The organism is Xenorhabdus sp. PR6a, assembly GCF_028599065.1.
Classification (GTDB): Bacteria; Pseudomonadota; Gammaproteobacteria; order Enterobacterales; family Enterobacteriaceae; genus Xenorhabdus; species Xenorhabdus doucetiae.
In genome coordinates this window covers 1-24,265 of record NZ_JAQRFJ010000055.1, presented here as the reverse complement: position 1 = coordinate 24,265, position 24,265 = coordinate 1, and the positions used below count along the sequence as shown (strand labels likewise).

Genomic DNA, 24,265 nt, shown 5'->3' with positions numbered 1-24,265 from the left:
CTTTCAGGTCAAATTGCGCGGCCTGCGCATTGAATTAGGGGAAATCGAAGCAGCATTGCTTTCGCATGACAGTGTTAAAGAGTGTGTGGTACTGGTACGGGAAGATACCCCCGGCGATGCGCGTTTGGTTGCTTATGTCATCGCTGCCGGCTCTTCATCTGCCCACGATCCCGAATCAACAGACACGCGGCCAACCATGTTGAATCAGGCTTTGAAAGTACACCTACAGGCGTGTTTGCCGGCGTTTATGATCCCATCCTCTATTCTCTGGATAGAGGCACTTCCGCTAACCGCCAACGGTAAATTAGACCGCAAGGCCTTACCTGCGCCTTCTGATATCTCCGTCATACAGACGGAAACCCTAGAGCCACCCCGTGCCGGAACCGAAACGAAATTGGCTCAACTATGGTCTGAGTTACTAAAAATAGATTCTTTGGGACGTCAATCGCACTTTTTCGAAGCCGGGGGACACTCCTTGCTGGCTGTCACACTCATGATGCGGATACAGCAAGAATTTGGGGTGTCGTTGCTTTTGAGTTCGATAGTCAGCCACTTGGATTTGGCTGCGCAAGCTGCACTGATTGAGGCTGAGTTGAGTCGTGTTCATGTGTTGTTATCACCTGCATCGCCATCGTCAGTGCCATCTGCTGAATCGGCACCTGGGGGGCTGATTCGGGCCTTGCCAACCCAAAAAGCGATCTATAAGGCGCTAAAACTGACCCCCCAGGATTTGAGTAACAATAGTTTTATTGCGCTTTCGTTCGAAACGCAGCCAGACCTTAAACGGCTGCGTCACCTGTTGCAATCAGTGCTTTCCCGCCATGTCGGGTTGAGTGCGCAATTTATGTTGCTTGATGGCGAACTTTATTTGCAGCCTGCCAGACGTTTTGTCTTCCGGCTGGAAAAGCGCCAAAGCCTCGGCTCTCTGGACGAAGATTTGCGTGACTTTATCCGCCCTTTTTCGCTGGAGGATGGAATCAATGTCCGTGGCCGCTGGCTGGTCGCTGAACCAAATCCCATGTTATTGCTGGATTTTTCCCATGCCTGTATTGATGGGTCGGGTTTGAGGCAAATACTCAATGAATTAGCGGCTGCCAGTGAGCCGGATTCGGGCAAATTAGCGTCAGAAAGCCGTGCGGCCTGTTCCGGTATCAGTTTGGCGGACTATTCGGCACTGTTCTACGGCGAAGAATTTGTGACTTATAGTCAACAAAATGCCAATTTCTGGCACACGAAATTACAGGATTGGCTGCCTCCTGCTGATATTGAGACTGATATCGATATCGACAACAAGCCAACCGTGACCGGCAGTTGTCTGGTGGCGGTGGATGCCAAACAAAAAGAGCAAATTGAAGCACTGACCTCCCGCTTGAAAATCAGCATGCCTGAATTCTTTATGACCGTGTTTTTACGGTTTAAAGCCTGTCTGGAATATTCCGCCAGTTCACGGGATGCCCCTGAACCGCAGACAGAACAACTTATCTCTACGATATTTCATGGCCGTGACCGACTGGAGCAACAGACGGTTATTGCGCCTTTGATGATGGTGCTGCCTGTGCGAGTGCAATTGCTGAGTGAAGCCAATGATCTTGTCACGGCCGGCCTTGGCAAAAATAACCTGGGGGATTTCGCCGTTGTCAGCACGGTGGTACGTGAGGCTTACCGACACTATCTGTTTGATGCACAAGCATTGTCGATGCGGTATCCGAGTCTGCCCAGACAAGCGTTGTTACCCACGACCTTTTTCGGTTATTTCCAAAAAGAGGGCTTTGACGGCTGTATCTGCGGCATTCCTTGCCGTCAGTTAGAAACCCCTCATGTTTCAGGCGGGCAATGGCACTGGAATCTGGTCTGTGAGATTGCCGAACATACGGCGGGTTTCGATATCCATCTGGAAGCACGCTCATTCAGGACGGCAAAAGGGATGGAAGGAATGGAGAGTTGGGAAGCGGTGTTTAACTCGATTTTGCAAAACGCGCTGAATGTTGGGTGAGACGAAAAATAAAGTAGGAAATCGCGAAATGTTTATTAATGACCCTATTGCCCTAAATGCAAGAAAACAAGCAATAAAAGAGTATGTTAGCCAACAGTTGGATGCAGAATATCAGGGCTGTCCTTTTTTTGTGATGACACAACCTGTACCGGAGACGGGGACGGAGTTTGTCACCACGTCTTTGGCCTTGCCGGAAAAACTGAATGACAGAATTTTCACTATGGCCGCGGCTTCCCCATTGCATCGCTTATCGTTGTTTTCCGCCAGTATTCACTATCTTGCCTTTCTGCATTGTCACGAACCCGAAGGCAGCCTGACGTGGGCGCTTGGGGGAAGTGATTTAGCGGGTAATGCCGCATCAGGGGAGGGAGGCTATCTTATTCCGGCTAAATGGCATCTGACAGAAAAGGCGTTGGGGCAACCGGTAAAACGCCTGTTTGGTGAAGAGCTGATTCGCTGGAAGCAGGTTGCTACGCTGGTGTCAGATATGCCGCCACAAACAGTGTCATCTGTTATGTCACCCTTGCCGGAAATTTTGCTGGGCTATTCGGAGAGCTTGCCGCCTTTGGGGGATTCCGCTTTTGAAGGGGCGCAGACAACCCGCTATTCATTAACTCTCTGGCTGCAAGCGCACCCAGAAAAAACCTCGCTGTATATGCGATTTGATCCACACAGGGTAGCACCAGAACTGATTGAGTTATTGATGGCGCGGGTGGTTTGTTTATTGAGCAATATGGTATTTGAGCCGATTGAACCGCTGACATCAATGTCTTGGATACCGGAGCAAGAGCAAGAGAGAATCCGCGCGTTGTCCGCACCGGTGGCCGCACAGTCACAAACTTTGCAATATCAAAATGTGGCCCAGGCGATTACGGCGTCGATCCGCGAAAGGGCGGACACCCCATTTCTGGAGGTGGGGGATAAGACGGTTAACTTTACCCAGTTGGCGCAGTACACCGAGAATTTACTGAGGTTAGCCCAATTTCCCCAATGGGGATCGCTGGGGGATTGTGTGTTGATTGTGGGAGAGAAAGGCGCAGAAACCACGCTCGCGGCAATGGCGTGTATACGGATTGGCAAGCCATTTTGCCTGCAATCGAGTCGCGCACCGGAAAAGCAGCTATTGGATGTGATCGAACTGCATCAAACGAAGACCGTATTATTGCAGAAGATGCCGCAAGACAATGACCAGATGGAAGGCTTTTTCCGTCGTCATGGCTGTCAGGTGGTGATATTACCGGATTATCATCCCGCAGCCCTCAAATCGGGCGCAGGTGAATTAAATTCCGCGTCATCAGCGTCGTTGCTGGCCGAATGGTTATCGCAAGGAGAAGCCGTCAGCCCCGATGCGAGTTTATTTGTGGTCATGACCTCAGGGAGTGAAGGAAAGCCAAAAGGCTGCATGAATACCCATCAGGCATTGCTTAATATCAGTGCAGAAACGCAGATTCTGAATCGTTCGGCTGGCTCTCGATTTGCCTCCCTGTCCAACCCTATATTCGATTATTTTGTGCTGGAATGCGTACAGGCGTTGACGCAGGATATTGTCTTAGTCATGGCACCGGAGGAGGCGCGCATGGATGCGAAAAAATGCGTCGAATTTTTGCAGGAAAACCGGATTAACCTGCTGTTCACCACCACCGTATTTGCTGAAGACATCATGGAACAAGGGGATATTCCCTCACTGCGACAACTTTATTTTGGCGGAGAAAGTCTGAGGACGTTCCAAAAGAATAATTACCAGCTATTTAATCTCTATGGACCCAGTGAAACCGGCGTGCTGACCACGTATTTACCTATTGAGCACAATGACCAAAAAATAACGATCGGTAAGCCGTTTGGCGGATATCAATGTGCCGTGGTATTTCCTGATACGCTGGAGCCTTGCCCCATCGGTGTTGCCGGGGAGCTGTTGATAGGGGGATGGGGGTCGGTAAGGGGTACTTTAACCGCCCCGATCTCACTGAACAGGCCTTTATTAACCTGAATACCGCCTGGCTGTCAGGAAGATATTATCGCAGTGGGGATCTGTGCTGTTGGGATACTCAGGGAGAGCTTGAAATTCTGGGCAGGCGTGATCGTCAGCTAAAAGTGAATGGCTTCCGCATCGAATTGGATGCGGTTGAAAAGCATGTCCTGGATTTACCGATGGTATCCGAGGCCGCAGTCATTGGCATAGAAGACAAACAGGGACATGCTCACTTAGGTGTGTTTATCGTTGTAACCGGAGAAAGCCGGATCACAGAACAAAATATCAGGCAAGCCTTATTAAGCAGGATGCCGGCTTATATGGTGCCAAGCCAGATTATTCTCGTCTCTGAATTACCACTGACACGCACAGGTAAACTGGATCGACAAGCATTGAAACAGCGAATGGGTCAAACGGCTTCCGGGCAGCTTGCCCGACCCCGTGGAGAGACGCAAGAATGGCTGGTAGCCTGTTGGGGACGGCATTTAGAATTGGAAGCGGATGCGGTGTCAGTGGATAAAAGTTTCTTTGCATTAGGTGGGCATTCGTTACGAGCGGTGAGAGCGCTGGCCGAAATTCAGCAAAAGTTTGGTCAGATTATCTCTTTGCAGGAGTTTTTCCAAAACGACACTATTGCAATGCTGGCAAACCTGATTGACTCGCGGGATACCCCTGACAAAAGCGTGACAACAGAAGATTTCCTGAGTCTGTTGGAAGCCGCTCCCCCGCTTCCGCCTGATGGGCGTGGGCCGTTATCGGCGCAGGAAGAACGACTTTATGCTCAATATCGTCTGTATCCTGATTCACGGGTTTATCTTGTTCCGCTGAAAATCCCTTTACCCGATAAAATCTTGGCTGATGCCGCTGAAACGGGCGTGGTTAAAAGCGCATTACAGACGTTGCTGGATCGTCACGATATTTTACGTACCCGATACCGCATCAACAGCGAAGGTATCCCCTATGCAGAGATATTGCCGTCGCTGTCCGTTGACCAGATCCTGGCCGAGGATCAAAGCCACTGGTTGCAAATGCAGGCGCAGCCTTTCGATTTGGAGGAGGGGCCACTGTTGCGGGGGTATATGCAGGAGATGGGGACAGAACCCGCCTGTTTGCAGCTACAGATCCACCATATCCTGATGGATAAACCTTCGCTGGAAATTCTCCAGTATGAATTTGAGCAGCTATTGGTTCATGCCCCGCTGGCTCCGGTTGCGCTGAGTTACCGATGCTATGCCACGGCGCAGATGAATGCTCGCCAGCATCCTATTTGGGCGTAAGCCGAAACGTTCTGGAAAAACTACATAGAGGGGTTGGATCTTGTCGCCAGTTATCAGACGATTTTTCAACAGGTTCTGCATCATAATCCTGCTGTTTTGCCGGTTAATGAATTGATCGTGTCCGATAAAGAGGCACAGAAAGCGTTTCGGCCGAGACAACGGCGTGCATCGTATCCTCCCATTGACAGCATGTTGTTGACGGCATTCCAGACATTGGGTGATCGCCCTGCGGTGATTGAAGGTAACAGCGTTGTGACTTGGGAGGTGTTTGCTGTATTAACAGCCAGCTATGCGCAAATGTTAAACAATAGCACGATCCGGCGGGCATTGATTATTGGGCGTGCGGGAAGCCAGATGCAGGCATTTCTGGCAGCCTGTTTTCTCACACGTACTACTTATCTGGCATTGGAAGCAGGAACCCCGGAAGAGCATATCGAGGAAGTGATTCGCCATGCGGCACCCGATCTGATTGTGAATTCGGCGATAGAAGACGTTGAAACCGGTGCTGTGACGGTGGATTGGCACGATTTTCACAGTGTGAAATCCCGCGCTGATAACCCCATTGTCTGGATACTGTATAGCTCAGGTACGACGGGGTGTCCGAAAGGTATTTGTGTCACGGCGGACAGTGCAGCGCAATATCTTGACTCACTCATCAATAGGTTGGGGTTAAGGTCATTATTCTCAGTGGAACAGCAGGGGATACGGGTGATTCAACAATTTCCCCCCAGTTTTGACGGCCATATTGAAGAGATCTTGTTGCCTTGGGCACTGCACGGGACAAGTGTGATTGCTGATCGCTATAGCCTATTGGATGAGCGGAAAGCGAAAGCGTTTTTGTCTCGTCACCGGCCAGATATCGTTTCTGCTGCGCCGACACTTTTCTCCGCCTGGAACCGGATGCCTGATTTATCTCCCTTACCCCAAATCTGCATCAGCGGAGGGGACTTTCTGGCAACCGGAGATATTGATCAATTAATGGCGCGCACGCAGGTTTGGAACAGTTATGGCCCGACAGAAACCTGCGTTGCTGTTTCGATGGTGAATTGTGCCCGATTGTCGTCAGACACCCTACTTTCTATCGGTGAACCTTTGGATCACGTCTCTTTTGCTGTGGTTGATCAACACGGGGCTGGCCTCAGAGCCGGTCAATGGGGCGAATTGGTGATCTATGGCGATTTTGAACATCACTGCTATTTGAACGATCCTCTCCAGACTGATCACAAATTTGGGCGGGATGAGCAGGGGACTTTCTTCCGCACCGGTGACTTGGCGATGGCGGATAAAGAGGGTTTGTTTTATCTCAAAGGGCGCATGGATGACAGTTGTAAGGTTCGCGGCAATTTTATTGGTCTGGGTGAACTGGAAAACCGGGCAAGGCAGTATCCGGGGGTACTCGCGGCGGGGGCGGCGGTCGCTTTCTCTGGAACACCGGAAGCCTGTCTGGTACTGGCGATTGAAGGAAAAGAGCCTATTCAGTCTGGATTGCAGCAGTATCTGGCACGTCATTATCCGCGTTCCCATCTGCCTTCGGCAATATTTCTGGTAGAGAGCCTGCCACGTACAGAAATAGGCAAGATGGACAGGCAACGGATTGTGCAATGGTTTCAGGCGTGGTTTGAACAGGCGCAGCAGGCGCAAGATCCAATAACCGAAGAGACACTGCAAAAGCTGATGGATTGCTGGAGAGCCTGTCTGGGTTATAAAGGAACACTGACACCGAATTCCGATTTCTTTCTGATATCGGGCTCATCGTTGAGTGCCGTGCGTTTGGCCAGCCAGTTGGAAAATATGTTTGGCGTTATGTTTAGCCCCGTTGATGTGTTCCGTCATGCAACGGTGAGTGAACAGTGGTCGTTGATTAAGGCACGGCAGAAGCTCAATGAAAATGAAGGGGCGATATTGGGTGAAAAGTACCTGAATGTGGATGATCCCACGCTGCCCAAATTGCTCCTGTTACCGCCGGCATTAGGCAGACTGGTAGAGTTACAGGCGTTGGCAAATCATTTGGTCGGGCGGGTGACCGTTTCTGTTTTGATGATGCAGCCCAATATCGTTGAAAATCTGTCAGAGCCAGCGTTTAAAACCGCGCTGCTTAATGCCTTGAAAGCGCAGATTGAAACAGAGCCAGACTCTCCAGCGCGGCCATTGTGGTTGGGAGGGTATTCCATCGGTGCTGAAATGTTGGCCGCATTGCTGCAACAGGAAATATTACAAAATATAGACAAACTGATTTTTTTCGATCCGAATATCAAAACCAACCTATTTGGCGGTCATGCACTGTATGCCGAATTTATGGCTTTCTTCCGTGAAATTAACCACTCGGTTGGCGAAGGTATTGAGATTAACGCTGATACTGATGCCGAAACACTACGCCAGATATCCCCTGCGCTCTATCAAGAGTGGCGTCATTATGTATTGCAGCACCAATTACTCGAAAACAAGACATTCCATGAACGGATATTGGCACTGCCATTAACGTCTGTTCCCATTGAGATGTTCTTTTCTGACGATGCGGACACCGAAGCTATGGATGCGCTTATGCAGCAACGGCAAGGGCAGGTTTCTATCCATCGCCGCAGCGGTAATCACTTTGAGTTCATTCAACGATTATCGGCTGATGACTTTATAGATTCAGAACAAGGTAAGGGATCATGAGTGCAGAAATAAGAGAAGATTTGGATATCGCGGTTGTTGGTTTAGCCGGCCGGTTTCCGGGAGCAGAAAACGGGACTGAATTTTGGCGCAATCTACTGATGGGTGTGGATGGCATCTCCCGCTTTACCGAAGAAGAATTGCTCCAGGCAGGGCATGATATCAAAAAAATAGGCCATAAAGATTTTGTTCCGGTTAATGGGGTGTTGGAAGGTGCCAACTATTTTGATGCGGCGTTCTTTGGATACAGTCAGGCAGAAGCCGCATTGTTAGATCCGCAAACCCGTTTGATGATGCAGTGTGTCTGGCATGCTCTGGAGAATGCCGGTATTGATCCAGCCAAACGGGGGCGCAATATCGGATTATTTCTGGGGGCTCGCAGCACCGTCCCGTGGACAATGCAAGCGATGTTGTCTGAACAGGTTGAAAATGTCGGGGGATTTCTGGCTTCCCAGTTAGCCAACAAAGACGCCATGAGTACACTGATCTCCTGGAAGTTGGGGCTGGAAGGTCCCAGTTTTACCCTCCAGACCGCGTGTTCAACCAGTTTAGTCAGTGTGCACCAAGCCGTGCAGAGTTTGTTGAGCGGTGAATGTGATTTTGCGGTTGCGGGCGGAGTGAGCCTGTTGTTACCCCAACAAAATGGGCATACCTATCAGGAGGGGATGCTGTTTTCAAAAGATGGCAAAACCAGAGCCTTTGATGCAGAAGCGACCGGCAGCGTGTTTGGCAGTGGCTTGGGCGCGGTGGTATTGCGGCGGGTTGGGGAGGCTATTGCGGATAACGATCCTATCTGGGCAATCCTTAAAGGTTCAGCGATTAACAATGACGGCGCCCGTAAGGTCGGCTATACCGCGCCGAGTGTCAAGGGGCAAGCGGATGTGATCCGTACCGCTTTGCAGATGGCCGAAGTCGATGCCGCGGATGTGGATTTTATTGAGTGTCATGGTACGGCAACCTCATTGGGGGACAGCATTGAATTCATGGCATTGCGTGAAATATTCAATCAAAGCCGCTCCTTTGGTGTAAATCAATGTGCCTTGGGTTCGGTGAAAACCAACATAGGGCATTTGGATTCGGCGGCGGGTATCGCCGGTTTCATCAAGATGGTGATGGCAATCAGATATGGAGTGATCCCGCCTATGTTACATTTCCAATCCCCTAATCCACAGTTGGGATTGGAGCAGTCACCGTTTTATATCAATACGTGTGCTGAACCGTGGCCTGCCAAATCAGGGAAATTGAGAATCGGTGCTGTGAGTAGCTTTGGCATTGGTGGAACCAATGCGCATATAGTGCTGCAACAATCTATTTTTGCTTCTGATATTTCTGCTTCTGCTATATCCAGGCCTGAAAGGGGGGGCAATGGAGACAAAACTTATTATTTTCCATTCTCTGCGAAAAATAAGGCATCGCTGGCGCTGCAATTGGAGTCGGTTTCTCACTGGTTAGTACAGCAATCTTATTTGGATCTCCATGCGTTGTCCCACACGTTAAGTCAACGGCATTGTTTTTCGTGCCGGATCATGTTTATCGCAGACGCAAAAGGAGATTGCCGCAATCTGGAGTCAGATCCTTGGCATTGACGGTATAGGTATTGATGACAAATTTATGGCGTTGGGTGGGGATAGTTTAAAGACGATTGTGATGGCAGAAAAAGTGTATAAAAAACTCGGCAAGCGGATTGCCATTCAGGATTTCTTCGCCCAGCCCACTATACGTGAGATTGAACAGCAGTTTCTTCATGAGCAGGAATATTCTCCATCAATGTTGCCCGCCATTGATTTATACGATCCCATCGTCGCCAGCGCCGATCAGGATTTACTGTATATACATCAAATCACGTTTGCCAATGGCAGCTATAACATGCCAATGGCTTTCCGGTGTCCTCGTTCAGTCCGTGCAACGTCCATTGCAAGGGCGATAGAGCAAGTTGCTGACCGGCATCCTGTGTTGAAATGCTTGTTTGAAAGGCAAGGCGCGGATTTGATGATGTTGCCTCAACGTGATGTCACAGTGGGCATGCTGATATCTGAGGCGGGAGAAGAGCCGGAAGAAAACTTCGCGCGTTTGCAGCAATTCGCCAATATGCCTTTCGATCTCCATACGGAACTGCCCATTCGAGCCATGATGTTGACAGGATCAGAGGCGTTGCCCTTCCATCAAGTGCTTATTGTGGTTCATCATATTGTCTGTGATGCGGTTTCTTTGGGCATTCTTGCGGATGATTTTCAACGCTTGCTGCAAGCATTGCCACTGCCGGTGCCGGAATACAGTTTCGCTGCCTATCGACGCGACAGACAGGCGTCTGAAAGCAAAGATAAGGCTCGGAAAGAAAAGGCTTATTGGCTTGCTAATCTGTTACCTCTGCCTGCTCCGTTATCGCTGCCTGTGGCAGAAGGGTATGACTGGCATACCGATACGGAAAAGGCGCGGGGTATTACGCTGGAGAGCGATCTTTCCCCACAAACCAGCATTGAAATCAGGCGGTTATGTGACGAACTGGGTCTGCCTCCCTTTGTGTTCTTCTTGGGGGCTTTTGGTGTCTTGATTGCCAAAATTGCCCGTGCCGACGCTTTCTTGCTTGGTGTTCCGGTGACAGGGCGTATGCAGCCAGAAGAACTGGCGCTGGTCGGTTATCTTGTCAACATGCTGGCCTTAAAGATGGAGCCGGAAGCCGATCTGCCGGTGGCGGATTATCTGCTGCAACTTCATGCACAGTGGGCTGAAAGTATACCTTACCAAACTTACCCGATGAGTGCGTTGTTGGACGATTTGAGCGCTGAACGCCAACTGCAAAATCGTCAGGGTAAACATCCGTTGTTTGATGTGGTGTTCGGTTATCTGCCTGTGAGCCTGAGTGGGGCTGATGAAAATAATGACATTAATGGAGAAAGCGGGTTTTCCCGACTTGAATTGACGTTAGAGGCGGTTAAGTTCGATTTGGCAATGGATGTATCTGAAACCAAGGGCGCTTTTAATTGTACGATACAGCTTCGCCAACCGATGTTCAGCGAAACCATCGGTAAGGCAATATTGGATTATTTCTTTGTATTGATAGATGAAATTATCGCTAACCCTGAAGAGGAAATACAAGAACTGCTTAAAAACCTCAATCATGGGCATACGCCGGAATTGTTCGCCCAAGCGAACGATCAGGATATCGAATCAGAGTTTAATTTTTAGGGAGCGGAAAAATGAATTTTTTCAGTCATGCCTGGAATGTACTCGGTGATATTGCGATGTGGGCACACGAAGAGGTGAGCATTTATCGACGCAATAAGAAAACCGTGCGAGAAATGACCAGCCCGGATGCGTTGGCGCGTCTGGGATCGGCAGAATATCGTCAGGTGGAAAAGGTTGCTGATATCTCAATCGCTGAGTTTAATGAACGCTTTTTGATGAAGAGAGAGCCTGTTATTGTCTCTGATGGCTTGAAGGGATGGAAAGGGAAGCAAATCTGGAGCTTTGACTACTTTGCCCAAGCATTCGGTGATATGTCAGTGCAGTTACAGGATGCGGGATTCAAACCACAACAAGTAGTAGAACTGCGTACTTATTTGCAGGCAATTTCTTCATTGCCCGCGGTTGAACTGGGTGAGATAAACGATGACCTTAATTATTTAAGGTACACTTATGATACTTTTTTTAAACATCTGTTGTTCACGTGGGGATTAGGGAATTGGGTCAAAACCCATTCGTTTAGCTTTCTGGCATTTCAACGTATTCAGGAGCATTGGCACAGACCCTATTTCCTGCCCGCAAGTGGTTATAAGATCCCTTGGGTTCAATTTGGGACTCTCCAGCCCAATAAGAGAATGTGTCAGGATTGGGGACTCTATTTTTCAGCGCCGGGAGCGTGTACCCGCTTGCATGTTGACGGAATGCGAACCAATGCGCTGTTATGCCAAGTGGAAGGCAGAAAAGCGGGATGGATTTTTTCCGCTTCGCTGGAAGATGTCGTCAGAAATACCGCCGAAGGACGGGCTGATTTATCAGGCTCAGAAAGCCTGTCCGTAGATCAAAAATCCATGCCGCAAGGGAACAGGGAAGAAGCGCTGAAAAACCCGCACCATAACGCAGATCGTATCTGGCAATTTGATTTGTTACCGGGTGAGATTATGTTGATACCTAAAGGCTTATCTCATGAGGTGCATACATTATCTCCCAGTATTTCCCTGACGTATAACTTTCTCACCGCGCCGGAATATCGGGACTATTTTGATTTCAAAAGCCAACGTGGTGATGGTTGGATCGCCAATTCCGCAATTGCTGCCGTCCCTGAATTTATTCTAATTCATCAACGCAACTCATCAGTACAAAGTCTTTCCTGCTAATTTATCTGAGGAATACAAAGATAAGAATAACGCATTGATGGATCATGACACTTTGCGTTTTTTTGAGCAGTATAGGCAAGCATCTCCAGAGATTCGCTGATTTGCTGAATAGTCGAATTGTGTAGAGTGCTTACTAATCCTAACTTAAGCGAATAAAGTGAGTAAGAAGTATGCCTTTATTTTCAAAAACGATAACTGATTTTTGGCAAGCTCCATTATTAAATGGGGATATTATTTATAGTGATGATGTTTTTACTATCGCCACCAATGCTAATCTGGAAGAAGAAGATCGATTGATGGTATTGGAAACCACCGATGGCCGGATTATGGCGGTTATGACGCCTGAAATGGCTGAAAAAGCAGGGCTTTATCATCAAGAAGAGATGTCTGAATCCCGCTTTCGCCAGAAATTAAATCAGGCGGACATAACGCTGCATGGGGCAGATTATATTTTCTATTTTTCAGAAGAAGAAAAGAGCAAATTATTGCAGGAAAATGCGGGCAGCACACTGCGCCAGCTAACGGAAGAGGAAGATGAAGACGTTTTCTCTGAGTTTCAATCTTCCGCTTCGGAGCAGGATTTGGATAATGCTTATGTTGAATTGGAACACTGGGCGGTATTCGGCTCTTTTGAGCAAAACCACCTGATCAGTGCGGCCAGCATGTACCCGTGGAATAACGCACAAATTGCCGATATGGGCGTGCTGACCCTAGAATCTTTCAGAGGCCAAGGCCATGCCAGAAAAGTCGTGCGGGCAATCAGTCAATATGCTTATGCCCACGGCTATGAACCCCAATACAGGTGCCAGCTCGATAATCTTGCATCTTCGGCATTGGCAAAAGCCGCAGGTTTGACGTTGTTTGGCAAGTGGGAGCTGGTTTCTCCTGATTCAACCCATTGAGTCATATCTGCACTCAAGCAAACTGAACTGAATAAGTTAATCTGAAATACGCTTTTCATCTTCCAAGTTGCAGCCAGCCAAGCTGCAACTTGAGTGCCATTGCTTATCAACTTTTTGAAACCCAATAAGATAATAGCCACTATGTCAAAACTTAAAATAGCTGTGGTTGGGGGCGGTAATATCGGCTCCAGCCTTGCCTTCGATTGCGCGCTGCGGGGGCATAATGTTGTTGTGATTGAAAAAGATGCACTTTCTTGCCAGCGCAGTCGAGAGAGTATTGGGGAAACCGCCAGTTATGCTCCGCTGTTCAGTCCGCTTGCGAAGGGAAAGCCCCCTGAAATGATACTGAAAAATATCATTTGGTCGCAGGACTTACAGGCTGTGGCTGATTGTGAGTTTGTCGTGGAAAATATCACGGAGAATATTGCGTTAAAACAGGCGTTATATACCCGTATGGCGGAGTTTATTGCCCCCTATGCGGTATTGGCGGCAAATACTTCCTGTATTCCCATCACTAAACTGGGTTCGTTCCATCGTGTCCCATCTCAGGTGATTGGCGTACATTTTATGAATCCGGTGTATTTGAAACCTACCGTTGAAGTGATTATTGGCCTTACTACTTCTGAACAGACGCAAAAGCGGTGCTTGGAGATCCTGGCGTTACTGGGTAAAACGGCTGTTGTGGTAAAAGATGGCCCCGGTTTTGTTTCTAACCGGATTTCCCATTTATTTATGAATGAGGCGGCGTTCACTGTGCAGGAGGGACTCGCCCAACCCGCAGATGTGGATGCGATATTTAAAGGCTGTTTTGGCCATAAAATGGGGCCACTGGAAACGGCTGATTTGATTGGTATTGATACTGTCGTCAACTCTCTTGATGTGCTCTATCAGATGTTTCAGGATTCAAAATACCGCGTTTGTCCGTTAATGCAAACAATGGTTGATGCAGGCCGTTTAGGCCGCAAAACCGGCCAGGGTTTTTATACGTATTAAATTTTGTTGGTATTTTGAAGTACGGCGGGTATATCCATAAAAAATCGCCCTGTTTTATCAGACGTTTTATTTTTCAGCCGGATAAAACAGTGGCGATTTACGCACAATCATCAATGAAACAATCATCAATGAAACAGAAAAAGAGGAAATATTCCTCAGGGATTTTTTCTGTTATTTTTTGATCCGCATGATGACGGATTCACCGACGGTTACAGATCCACTGACTTTAGTTAACTCTTTAATTTCGTCCATGTTAGAAATAACAACAGGCGTTAAAGTTGATTTAGCCCTTTCTTCCAGAAATGCCAGATCAAACTCTAAAACCAAATCGCCTTTTTGTACCCGCTGACCTTCTTCGGCAATACGTTTAAAACCTTCGCCTTTCAGTTCAACGGTATCAATACCAAAATGGACGAATAGCTCAATACCACTATCAGATTCGATAGAAAAAGCGTGATTAGTTTCGAAGATTTTACCGATGGTGCCATCAACTGGCGCGACAATTTTGTTGCCGGTGGGTTTAATGGCAATACCATCCCCAACAATTTTTTCGGCAAAAACAACATCTGGAACATCTTCGATATTGACTATTTCACCTGATAATGGGGCGATAATTTCAATACTGCCGCTGTTTTTTTTATCGTCTGAAACCAGAGATTTCAATTTATCAAGCAGACCCATGAATCTTCTCCTAATTGTTTTAATGGGACCGTATTCTGGCTAATTTTTTAGCAGAGTGTTTTTTCTCTGGTAAAGGTGTCAACCAAATCCATCAATTCCTGTGCGGTTGGCTGAGTTAAGGCTTGCTCTGCCAGTGCCTTTGCATCATCGTAATTCGTATTACGGATGATTTTCTTAATGCGTGGAATTGATATTGCACTCATACTGAACTCGTCCAACCCCATGCCCAAGAGCAACAGCGTGGCGCGCTCATCACCGGCAAGTTCTCCACACATGCCTGTCCATTTACCTTCTGCGTGTGAGGCATCAATCACCTGCTTGATTAAGCTCAACACCGCTGGTGACATTGGGTTGTAGAGATGAGAAATCAGCTCATTACCACGGTCTACCGCAAGAGTATACTGAGTTAGATCGTTTGTCCCAATACTAAAAAAGTCAACTTCTTTCGCAAAATGATGAGCAATGGTTGCAGCGGCAGGCGTTTCCACCATGATGCCAACTTCAATTGATTCATCAAATACCTTGTTTTCATTACGTAACTGCGCTTTGAGTAATGCAAGTTCGGCTTTCAATTCCCGTATTTCTTCAACAGAAATAATCATTGGGAACATAATGCGAAGTTTACCAAATGCAGAAGCTCTCAGGATAGCACGTAATTGAGAATGTAAGATCTCTTTACGGTCAAGGCAAATTCGGATCGCGCGCCAGCCGAGGAAGGGGTTCTCTTCTTTGGGCAGATCCATGTAAGGCAGATCCTTATCACCACCGATATCCATTGTACGAATAATGATGGCTTGATTCCCTACGGCTTCGGCAACCGCTTTATAAGCTTCGAACTGTTCATCTTCGGTTGGCAGGGAATCGCGATCCATAAACAGGAACTCAGTACGGTATAAACCGATACCTTCGGCGCCATTGCGTTCAGCACCCGTGACGTCACGCACCGTACCGATATTGGCGCAAACTTCAACCTGATGACCATCCAAGGTGATGGCAGGTAAGTCTTTTAGCTTCGCCAGTTCGGCTTTTTCGGTGAGATACTCGCTTTTCGCTGTTTTTAGTTTCTCGATTTCGTTGTCAGATGGGTTTACATAAATGTGGTTATTAACCGCATCCAGAATCAGGTAACTGCCATTTTTGATTTGCTTGGTCGCATTGGTTGTCCCCACAATCGCGGGTAATTCCAGCGAGCGAGCCATGATGGAAGTATGGGAGGTTCGGCCGCCAAGATCGGTGATAAAGCCCAATACCTTGTCCAGATTGAGCTGGGCGGTCTCTGATGGGGTCAGGTCACTGGCAACCAAGATGACTTCTTCTTCAATGGAGCCTAAGTCGATAATGGGCATATCCAGAATATTTTTCAGTAAGCGCTTGCCAATATCACGGACATCGGCGGCTCGCTCTTTCAAATATTCATCATCCAGTTCTTCCAGCGCCTTGGCCTGATCTTCAATCACTGAATGGACGGCTGCATCTGCTGTTAGCAGATTCTTTTTAATCAGCGTGATAATTTCCTGCTCTAGCTCTTCATCTTCCAGCAACATAATATGGCCTTCGAAGATTTCGGCCTTTTCTGCACCTAGATTTCTTTCGGCTGTTTCTCTAATTATCTCTAATTGTGCGGAAGATTTGTCGCGGCCTTGCTTAAAGCGGGAAATTTCTTGTTCGACTTGGTCAGGAATAATCTTTTTCTGATTGATAATGATGGGATCTTCTTTCAGTAACAACGCTTTACCGAAAGCAATTCCTGGTGATACTAAGATGCCTGAAATCATATTATATGACCTTACTGCGGATGATGACCTTTCATTAAACCTTCGGGGAGAGGCTCTAAATATCCCCAGGTTTTATTGTACTGGGGATAAACTCAATGAAATAGATTGGCTTGATTGAGCGGACAATTATTCCAATTCACCCATTAACTTAACTAAATGTTCAACAGCTTGTTGCTCATCTTCGCCTTCAGCAGCAATCGTTACGACTGTACCTTGAGTCAATCCCAGCGTTTGCAATTTGAACAGGCTTTTTGCGCTGGCAGACTTGCCTCCTGAAGTCAGGGTAATGTCAGAAGCAAAGCCTTTTGCTTCTTTGACAAATTGTGCCGCAGGGCGAGTGTGGAGGCCGTTTGGTGCAGTAATAGTAACTTCTTGCTGGAACATAGTATTTCCTCAATAACTTAAATATTTGTTGATAAGCCAAACGAATCCAAAAGTGAGTGTTGTTGAATTCGCTTCGGCTTGGACAACCGTTTAAATGATAATGAAATAAAGCGTATTCCCTTCGCTTTTCAAGTTATTGCTCGGTTGAGTGTGACTTGAAATTTATTGGGCCTATAATAATCATTATCAAAAAATTAACATACTTGATGCACTCAATTGTTGATTTGGTGTTAATACACGTTATCCGAATAATGACCCGATTGAATAACTCTTTTGTCACCTGTTTAGCGATTAATTTCGTGCATCAAAATAATTACAGGTTAAATACTAAAGCTACTTGAATAAATCATCTAGGAAAGTTTTAAACTTTGATCTAATGCACAAAAAAGCACCCTGAAGGTGCTTTTTTGTCAAGGTAGTGAAAAATTCTATAGCACGATTTTTACTCACTGGATAAATCAGCAAACAGGACCGTACTGAGGTAACGTTCCGCTGAAGAAGGCAGGATAACGACGATATTTTTGTCTTTATAGGCCTCTTCTTGCGCGATTTTTATGGCTGCGGCAACCGCAGCACCGGAAGAAATGCCGGAAAGAATACCTTCTTTTTCAGTAACTTCACGTGCTATTTGAATCGCTTCTTCATTGCTGATTTTAAATACACGGTCAACTAATGTTAAATCTAAGTTATCAGGAATAAAACCGGCGCCAATTCCCTGAATTTTATGTGGGCCTGGTTTAAGCTCTTCACCTGCCAATTTTTGACTGATAACAGGTGAATCTTCGGGTTCTACTGCAACAATAGTCACTGGCTTGCCACGGGTATTTTTCAAGTAACGGGCAACACCCGTGATTGTGCCACCCGTTCCTACACCAGCAACGAAAACGTCTACATCGCCGTCAGTATCTTCCCAAATTTCAGGGCCAGTGGTTTTTTCATGAATTTCAGGGTTGGCGGGATTGCTGAATTGTTGCAGGAGGACATAACGGTCAGGATCGCTGTCACGGATTTCGTTCGCTTTCTCAATGGCGCCTTTCATGCCTTTTGCCCCTTCGGTCAGCACCAAATTTGCGCCCAGTATTTTTAGCAGTTTACGACGCTCAAGGCTCATCGTTTCAGGCATGGTCAATGTCAACTTATAACCACGGGCGGCCGCCACATAGGCCAGAGCAATCCCTGTATTACCACTGGTCGGCTCAATAAGTTCTTTATCTTTAGTCAGAATGCCACGTTTTTCAGCGTCCCAAATCATATTGGCACCAATGCGGCATTTTACACTGAAGCTGGGATTGCGGGATTCTACTTTTGCCAGGATGCGGCCATTAGCGAAATTTTTTAAGCGTACCAGCGGAGTGTGACCAATAGTCAACGAATTATCTTCATAAATTTTACTCATTGTTCGATTGCCCCTAAGATACTGTCAATACTTATGCCGTATAGTGAATGCCGTATAGTGAATGCCGTATAGTGAATGCCATAAATGAATATCATAAACATTAGTTCAACCATACGCTAACATCTTATTTATGGAAATAAGGTTTCAGTCTATTTATATTCTATAAAAGAATATTTGATGGTCATTTTATATTGTTTTGGATGAGTTAAGATGAGGATAGATTTTTAAGCAAAGCCCCTGACAGAGGATAAAAATGTCAGGGGCTTTGTTGCTGTAGTAGGCAAAAAATGTGGCAGAAGATCGCACGCTGAAGGTTAAATCAGTTTGATGACGTGCGATTTAGTGTGTGTTGAGCACGGTAACGGTCAACCCACATCGCCGTTGCGCCACAAACAGCAACGGGCATAATGAACAGGTTCACGACAGGGATCATGGTCAAAACGCTCACTGCGGCGCCGAATTGCAGGTTATCTACTTTGTTTTGGCGCAGGGTATTGCGCATCATAGTAAAACTGACTTTATGGTTATCAAAAGGATAATCACAGTATTGGATAGTCAGCATCCAGGCACTGAAAATAAACCAAAGGACAGGCGCGATGGTTTGGCCTATGCCGGGAATGAAATAAAGTAACAACAGGATGAGTGCACGCGGAATATAGTAAAGAATTTTCACTATTTCACGTTTTAGAATACGGGGCGTGTCTTTGAGCAAATCGACCATACCGGTATCGGGTGCCGGAATGCCTGTCAGGTCGGCCTCCAGTTTTTCTGCCAGCAATCCATTAAAGGGTGAAGCGATAAAATTCGCGAGTGTGCTGAAAAAATAGCTAAAAACCAATAAGATGGAAATAACTGCAAATGGCCAAATTAAATAGCTTAACCACTGCATCCAGTCGGGTATTTTATCGAGGGTCCATTGTATCCAGCCATCCAGTTTATGATATAGCCACCAGAATGAACCCCCTAGCAATAAGATATTGGCCAATAAAGGTAATAGAACGAATCTCTTAATGCCGGGGCGGGTTATCAGTTGCCAGCCTTGTGCAATATAGTGAAATCCGCTTGAATGTTTTGGCGACTTTGTCGAATTCGTCATATTTTCTTATTCTCTCCCAGATGATTGAGACTGTATGATATAGGCAGGATTTTCTACTGACCAGTGGTTTTGTGGGTAAAAAACATCCGAAAAAACAGAGGGAATATCGCTTTATGATAAGAAAAGCAGGTAGAGACTTGCACTTGTCTTATTTGACAAATACTCTTATCTAAAGAATATTCCGCCGTGGTGGCAATTAATTTAAACAACAGAGATAGCAATGATGCAGGATTTGCGTCTGATATTAATCGTTGTTGGTGCGATAGCCATAATAGCTTTGCTATTACATGGGTTGTGGACCAGCCGTAAAGAGCGTTCATCACTCTTTCGTGATCGCCCAGTTAAACGTCATAAACAGGGGCGTCAGGAAGAGCCAGGGGATAATGGTGGCGATGAACTGTTTGATAATACGCCTAAATCGAATGCTCAGGAGTTGGCAAGACCGCATACTGAACATCGTGCAGAACCCATTATCGAACGTCGTATGCCAGAATCGTCAGTACCTGAATCGCCAGTGATCGCGCCTGATGACGGCTCAGAACCTTTACTTGCAAGGCATCAATCTGATGTATCCGCAGTCAAAGTGAAAGATGCCGATGATCAACAAGAAGAACCCCAACTTGGGTTGTTCGACTCGGTTGAAAGCGCTGAATTGAAAGCAGCCGAGGGGGCTGAGTCAGGTTCTGAGGTTGTGGAAGGGCAGCCAAAGACAGCGGAAAGTGAAGCACTGTCTGAATCTGAACAGGCCAAAAAAGAAACCGTGTTGGTATTGCATGTTGCCGCTCATCACGGGCAAGAATTGAACGGCGAAATCTTGCTCCAGAGTATTTTGCAGGCAGGCTTCCGGTTTGGTGAGATGAATATTTTTCATCGTCACCTTAATCCATCGGGTAGCGGTGCGGTATTGTTCAGTTTAGCTAACATGGTAAAGCCGGGTTCGTTTGATCCAGAGCGAATGGTCGATTTCACTACCCCTGGCGTTTCCATGTTTATGCTTGTGCCCTCATATGGCGATTCCAATCAGAATTTTAAACTGATGTTGCAAGCGGCACAGCGCATTGCCGCCGATGTAGGCGGCGTGGTTCTGGATGGTGAACGCAAGATGCTGACACCACAGATGATCGAGCTTTATAAGGCGCGTATCCGCAATACACTCAATGTTAGTCAATAATCCCCTCTTTTTAGTATTGAACCCCCGCTAGTCGGGGGTTTTTCATCTCTGGTGAGAAGTCATGAAAAATATCATTCAAAAAATCAATGAATTAAAAACAAAATTACGTCATCACGAATACTTGTATCATGTGATGGATGCGCCAGAGATCCCTGATGCAGAATATGATCGCCTGATGCGAGAATTAAAAGTGCTGGAAGAGCAGCATCCAGAATTGATTACTGCTGACTCGCCTACCCAACGCGTAGGGGCAGTACCATTAACGGCGTTTGAGCAGGTACGCCATGAAATCCCGATGCTGTCTCTGGATAATGTGTTTGATGAAGAGAGTTATCTGGCATTTGATAAGCGCGTCCGTGATCGTCTGAAAGATAGCCAGGAACTGGTGTTTTGTTGTGAACTAAAACTGGATGGTTTGGCGGTCAGTTTACTGTATGAAAATGGGGAATTGGTACAGGCCGCAACGCGTGGCGATGGAACCACAGGGGAGAATATTACCGCCAACGTTCGTACCATTCGCGCCATTCCTTTGCGCCTGAAAGGGGACAATATTCCTGCCCGCGTTGAAATTCGTGGTGAAGTCTTTATGAAGCAAGTTGGGTTTGAAAAACTCAACGAAGAAGCGCGTCGCACAGGTAATAAAGTTTTTGCTAACCCCCGCAATGCCGCGGCAGGATCATTACGCCAGCTCGACCCTCGCATTACGGCCAAGCGCCCACTGGCTTTCTACTGCTATGGCGTCGGGGTGCTGGAAGGCGGGGTGTTACCCGCCAGTCATTATGAACGTCTGATGCAATTTAAGCACTGGGGACTGCCTGTCAGTGACAAAGTGAAATTATGTCAGGGAACTCAACAGGTAATGGATTTCTACCGTGACACTGAACAGCAACGGCCGACACTGGGCTTTGACATTGATGGGGTGGTCGTTAAAGTCGATTCCCTCAAATTACAGGAACGATTGGGCTTTGTTGCCAGAGCGCCGCGTTGGGCAACGGCTTTCAAATTTCCCGCTCAAGAACAGATAACTATCGTCCGTGATGTTGAGTTTCAGGTAGGACGCACCGGTGCCATTACGCCGGTTGCCCGTTTAGAGCCTGTCTTGGTGGCAGGGGTGACGGTCAGTAATGCCACGCTGCACAATGCCGATGAAATTGAACGTCTGGGGCTGCGTATTGGTGATACGGTCATTGTTCGTCGTGCTGGAGATGTTATTCCGCAAGTTGTCGGCGTGGTTTATGAAAGCAGACCAGCAGAAACTCAGGAAGTGATTTTCCCAACGCATTGTCCGATTTGTGACTCAGATATCGAGCGTGTCGAAGGTGAAGCTGTCGCGCGTTGTACCGGAGGTTTGTTCTGCGGAGCACAACGCAAAGAAGCATTGAAACATTTTGTGTCCCGCCGTGCGATGGATGTTGATGGCATGGGCGAAAAAATCATTGAACAACTTGTCGATAAAGAATATGTCAAAACGCCAGCCGATCTTTTCCGGTTGACGGCCGGAAAATTAACGGGTCTTGAGCGAATGGGACCGAAGTCTGCGCAAAATGTCATTAATGCTTTGGAGAACGCAAAGAAAACCACGTTTGCACGTTTTATTTACGCTTTGGGCATTCGTGAGGTCGGCGAAGCGACAGCCGTCAATTTGGTTGCTCACTTTGGCACATTGGAAAAATTGCGTGCAGCAGATATTGATGCACTGATTGCGGTGCAGGATGTGGGAAGCGTTGTTGCCCGTCATGTCGTGAATTTCTTTAATGAACCGCATAATCAGGCGGTGATTGATGATCTCATTAACAATAAAGGTATCCATTGGGAATCAGTTGAAAGCCAGAATTCGGATGAGGTTGACAGCCCATTTACGGGCAAGACAATCGTATTGACAGGTTCATTGAGCCGTTTATCCCGCGACGAAGCCAAAGATAAGCTGGCAGCCTTAGGGGCTAAGGTGACGGGAAGTGTGTCGAAAAAAACCGATCTGGTGATTGCCGGTGAAGCAGCGGGTTCCAAGTTAGCTAAAGCTAATGCCTTGGGGATTCCTGTTATTGATGAAGAGGAAATGCTCCGTTTATTGGGTGAATAATAGGCGTTCCACTTCAGGAGGCGATGATTAAAGTGTGATCGGATTAGCTAAATAGGAATTTGTAACCGCCGATATAGTATATTAATGTGATAATAATCAAACTTTATTATCATGTGTTACCTAAAATACATGATAAATTTACACAGAATTGTGTTTGGAGCGCGTCTTTATGTCTCATATTTTTCATTTTTTCCTCGCCTTGGTCGTGATTGGCGGCCTGGCGGTTTTAGCCAGTAATAACCGGAAGGGTATTAGAATTCGTTATATTGTTCAGTTGCTTATCATCGAACTCTTACTGGCCTGGTTCTTCCTGAACTCTAACGTAGGTTTAGGGATAGTTAAAGGATTTGACGCTTTATTTGTCCAACTGTTGTCTTATGCAGCAAAAGGCACCAGCTTTGTGTTCGGTGGCATGATAGAAGCGAATCTGGCCTTTTTCTTCCTGAATGTATTATGTCCTATCATCTTTATTTCTGCCCTGATTGGTATTTTGCAACACATCAAAGTGCTGCCGATTATCATTCGTGCGATAGGTACAGTCCTGTCTAAAATCAACGGCATGGGTAAACTGGAATCATTTAATGCGGTGAGTTCGTTGGTTCTGGGGCAATCAGAAAACTTTATTGCTTACAAGAATGTGCTGGGAAAAATGTCTGAGCGCCGGATGTATACGATGGCAGCAACCGCAATGTCCACGGTATCTATGTCGATTGTCGGTGCTTACATGACCATGCTGGATGCAAAATATGTGGTCGCGGCACTGATCCTCAATATGTTCAGCACCTTTATCATCTTGTCGCTCATCAATCCTTACTCTGTTGAGAGTGAAGAAGACATCCAGATGAGCAACCTCCATGAGGGGCAAAGTTTCTTTGAAATGCTGGGTGAATATATCCTGGCAGGTTTCAAGGTAGCGTTGATTGTTTCTGCGATGTTGATCGGTTTTATTGCCCTGATCGCGGGAATTAATGCCATTTTCCATCTGGTATTTGGGATCACATTCCAAGAGTGCATGGGATATGTGTTCTATCCGTTTGCCTGGATCATTGGCATTCCAAGTGATGAAGCACTGAAAGTCGGCAGCATTATGGCGACCAAGATGGTTTCCAATGAATTTGTGGCGATGCAAAGCCTGCAAGAAATTGCGGGTCAACTGAGTGAACATTCGAAAGGAATCCTGTCAGTATTTTTGGTTTCTTTCGCTAACTTCTCATCCATCGGGATTGTTGCCGGTGCCATTAAAGGGTTGGATGAAAAACAGGGTAATACGGTTGCACGTTTTGGTCTGAAACTGCTGTTTGGTTCAACGCTGGTAAGCTTCCTGTCCGCAGCCATTACCGGATTGATTTTGAGCTTCTAATCGATTTCATCGTTATATTTGATAACAACAATTGAAAGTGGCATCTTGGCAGATGCCACTTTTTTTATATTTATATAGCCAGCACGGCGATGCCATTGGGTAAATATAAAGGACGAATGTTGATTGAGTTACCGGAAGCTATAGCCGATCTATAAGAAAAAATCCCTGAAAACTTGCGTCTTCAGGGATTTCTGAA

Annotated in this window: 18 protein-coding genes; 13 read left to right on the top strand and 5 right to left on the bottom strand. The window is 46.8% G+C overall.

The features are described 5' to 3' along the window. The 9 genes from PSI15_RS13985 to PSI15_RS13945 form a co-directional block, all read left to right on the top strand. On the top strand, positions 1–1,993 hold a 1,993-nt coding region (locus PSI15_RS13985), incomplete at its 5' end, for an AMP-binding enzyme (protein WP_273584035.1). Between the two features lie 28 nt (positions 1,994–2,021). Continuing rightward, entirely contained in the window at positions 2,022–3,980 is a 1,959-nt protein-coding gene (locus PSI15_RS13980) for an AMP-binding protein (protein ID WP_273584034.1), read from the top strand. Next, complete coding sequence (locus tag PSI15_RS13975; protein WP_273584033.1) at positions 3,917–5,239, top strand: condensation domain-containing protein; 1,323 nt, start codon at positions 3,917–3,919, stop codon at positions 5,237–5,239. The genes PSI15_RS13980 and PSI15_RS13975 overlap by 64 nt, the downstream gene beginning before the upstream one ends. A gap of 33 nt (positions 5,240–5,272) precedes the next feature. After that, a complete protein-coding gene (locus PSI15_RS13970; protein WP_273584032.1) occupies positions 5,273–7,897 on the top strand; it encodes a non-ribosomal peptide synthetase in 2,625 nt (874 codons plus the stop codon). Further along, positions 7,894–9,480, top strand: a complete 1,587-nt coding sequence (locus tag PSI15_RS13965; RefSeq protein WP_273584031.1) for a type I polyketide synthase — start codon at positions 7,894–7,896, stop codon at positions 9,478–9,480. The genes PSI15_RS13970 and PSI15_RS13965 overlap by 4 nt, the downstream gene beginning before the upstream one ends. Continuing rightward, positions 9,401–11,080: a condensation domain-containing protein gene (locus PSI15_RS13960; RefSeq protein ID WP_337928844.1), complete on the top strand. Its 1,680-nt coding sequence runs from the start codon at positions 9,401–9,403 to the stop codon at positions 11,078–11,080. The genes PSI15_RS13965 and PSI15_RS13960 overlap by 80 nt, the downstream gene beginning before the upstream one ends. Before the next feature lie 11 nt (positions 11,081–11,091). Further along, positions 11,092–12,231 carry a cupin-like domain-containing protein gene (locus tag PSI15_RS13955; RefSeq protein ID WP_273584030.1) on the top strand — a complete coding sequence of 380 codons (1,140 nt, stop codon included), beginning with the start codon at positions 11,092–11,094 and terminating at the stop codon, positions 12,229–12,231. A gap of 170 nt (positions 12,232–12,401) precedes the next feature. Beyond that, entirely contained in the window at positions 12,402–13,133 is a 732-nt protein-coding gene (locus PSI15_RS13950; protein WP_273584029.1) for a GNAT family N-acetyltransferase, read from the top strand. Positions 13,134–13,274: 141 nt separating this feature from the next. Further along, a complete protein-coding gene (locus tag PSI15_RS13945) occupies positions 13,275–14,126 on the top strand; it encodes a 3-hydroxyacyl-CoA dehydrogenase family protein (protein WP_273584028.1) in 852 nt (283 codons plus the stop codon). Between the two features lie 171 nt (positions 14,127–14,297). Here PSI15_RS13945 and crr read toward each other — a convergent pair whose 3' ends face one another. The 5 genes from crr to cysZ form a co-directional block, all read right to left on the bottom strand. Further along, a complete protein-coding gene (gene crr / locus PSI15_RS13940; RefSeq protein ID WP_045971613.1) occupies positions 14,298–14,807 on the bottom strand; it encodes a PTS glucose transporter subunit IIA in 510 nt (169 codons plus the stop codon). 47 nt (positions 14,808–14,854) lie between these two features. Further along, positions 14,855–16,582 (bottom strand): phosphoenolpyruvate-protein phosphotransferase PtsI, encoded by a 1,728-nt coding sequence (gene ptsI, locus PSI15_RS13935; RefSeq protein ID WP_273584027.1) that lies wholly within the window; start codon positions 16,580–16,582, stop codon positions 14,855–14,857. Positions 16,583–16,708: 126 nt separating this feature from the next. Next, entirely contained in the window at positions 16,709–16,966 is a 258-nt protein-coding gene (gene ptsH, locus PSI15_RS13930; RefSeq protein ID WP_045971609.1) for a phosphocarrier protein Hpr, read from the bottom strand. 442 nt (positions 16,967–17,408) lie between these two features. Next, positions 17,409–18,362, bottom strand: coding sequence for a cysteine synthase A (cysK, locus tag PSI15_RS13925; RefSeq protein WP_273584026.1), 954 nt, complete (start codon positions 18,360–18,362; stop codon positions 17,409–17,411). A 319-nt stretch (positions 18,363–18,681) separates the two neighbouring features. After that, on the bottom strand, positions 18,682–19,458 hold the full coding sequence (gene cysZ / locus PSI15_RS13920; RefSeq protein ID WP_273584025.1) for a sulfate transporter CysZ: 777 nt from the start codon (positions 19,456–19,458) through the stop codon (positions 18,682–18,684). A 220-nt stretch (positions 19,459–19,678) separates the two neighbouring features. On the opposite strand from cysZ, the gene zipA reads away from it, so the two are divergent. The 4 genes from zipA to PSI15_RS18620 all read left to right on the top strand — a co-directional run bounded on the left by zipA (position 19,679) and on the right by PSI15_RS18620 (position 24,224). Continuing rightward, positions 19,679–20,629 (top strand): cell division protein ZipA, encoded by a 951-nt coding sequence (gene zipA / locus PSI15_RS13915; RefSeq protein WP_273584024.1) that lies wholly within the window; start codon positions 19,679–19,681, stop codon positions 20,627–20,629. A gap of 61 nt (positions 20,630–20,690) precedes the next feature. Next, positions 20,691–22,709 carry an NAD-dependent DNA ligase LigA gene (gene ligA / locus PSI15_RS13910; RefSeq protein WP_273584023.1) on the top strand — a complete coding sequence of 673 codons (2,019 nt, stop codon included), beginning with the start codon at positions 20,691–20,693 and terminating at the stop codon, positions 22,707–22,709. Between the two features lie 169 nt (positions 22,710–22,878). After that, positions 22,879–24,069 (top strand): NupC/NupG family nucleoside CNT transporter, encoded by a 1,191-nt coding sequence (locus tag PSI15_RS13905; protein ID WP_273584022.1) that lies wholly within the window; start codon positions 22,879–22,881, stop codon positions 24,067–24,069. Positions 24,070–24,137: 68 nt separating this feature from the next. Next, positions 24,138–24,224: a putative quorum-sensing-regulated virulence factor gene (locus PSI15_RS18620; protein WP_443256094.1), complete on the top strand. Its 87-nt coding sequence runs from the start codon at positions 24,138–24,140 to the stop codon at positions 24,222–24,224. The last annotated feature ends 41 nt before the right edge of the window (positions 24,225–24,265 follow it).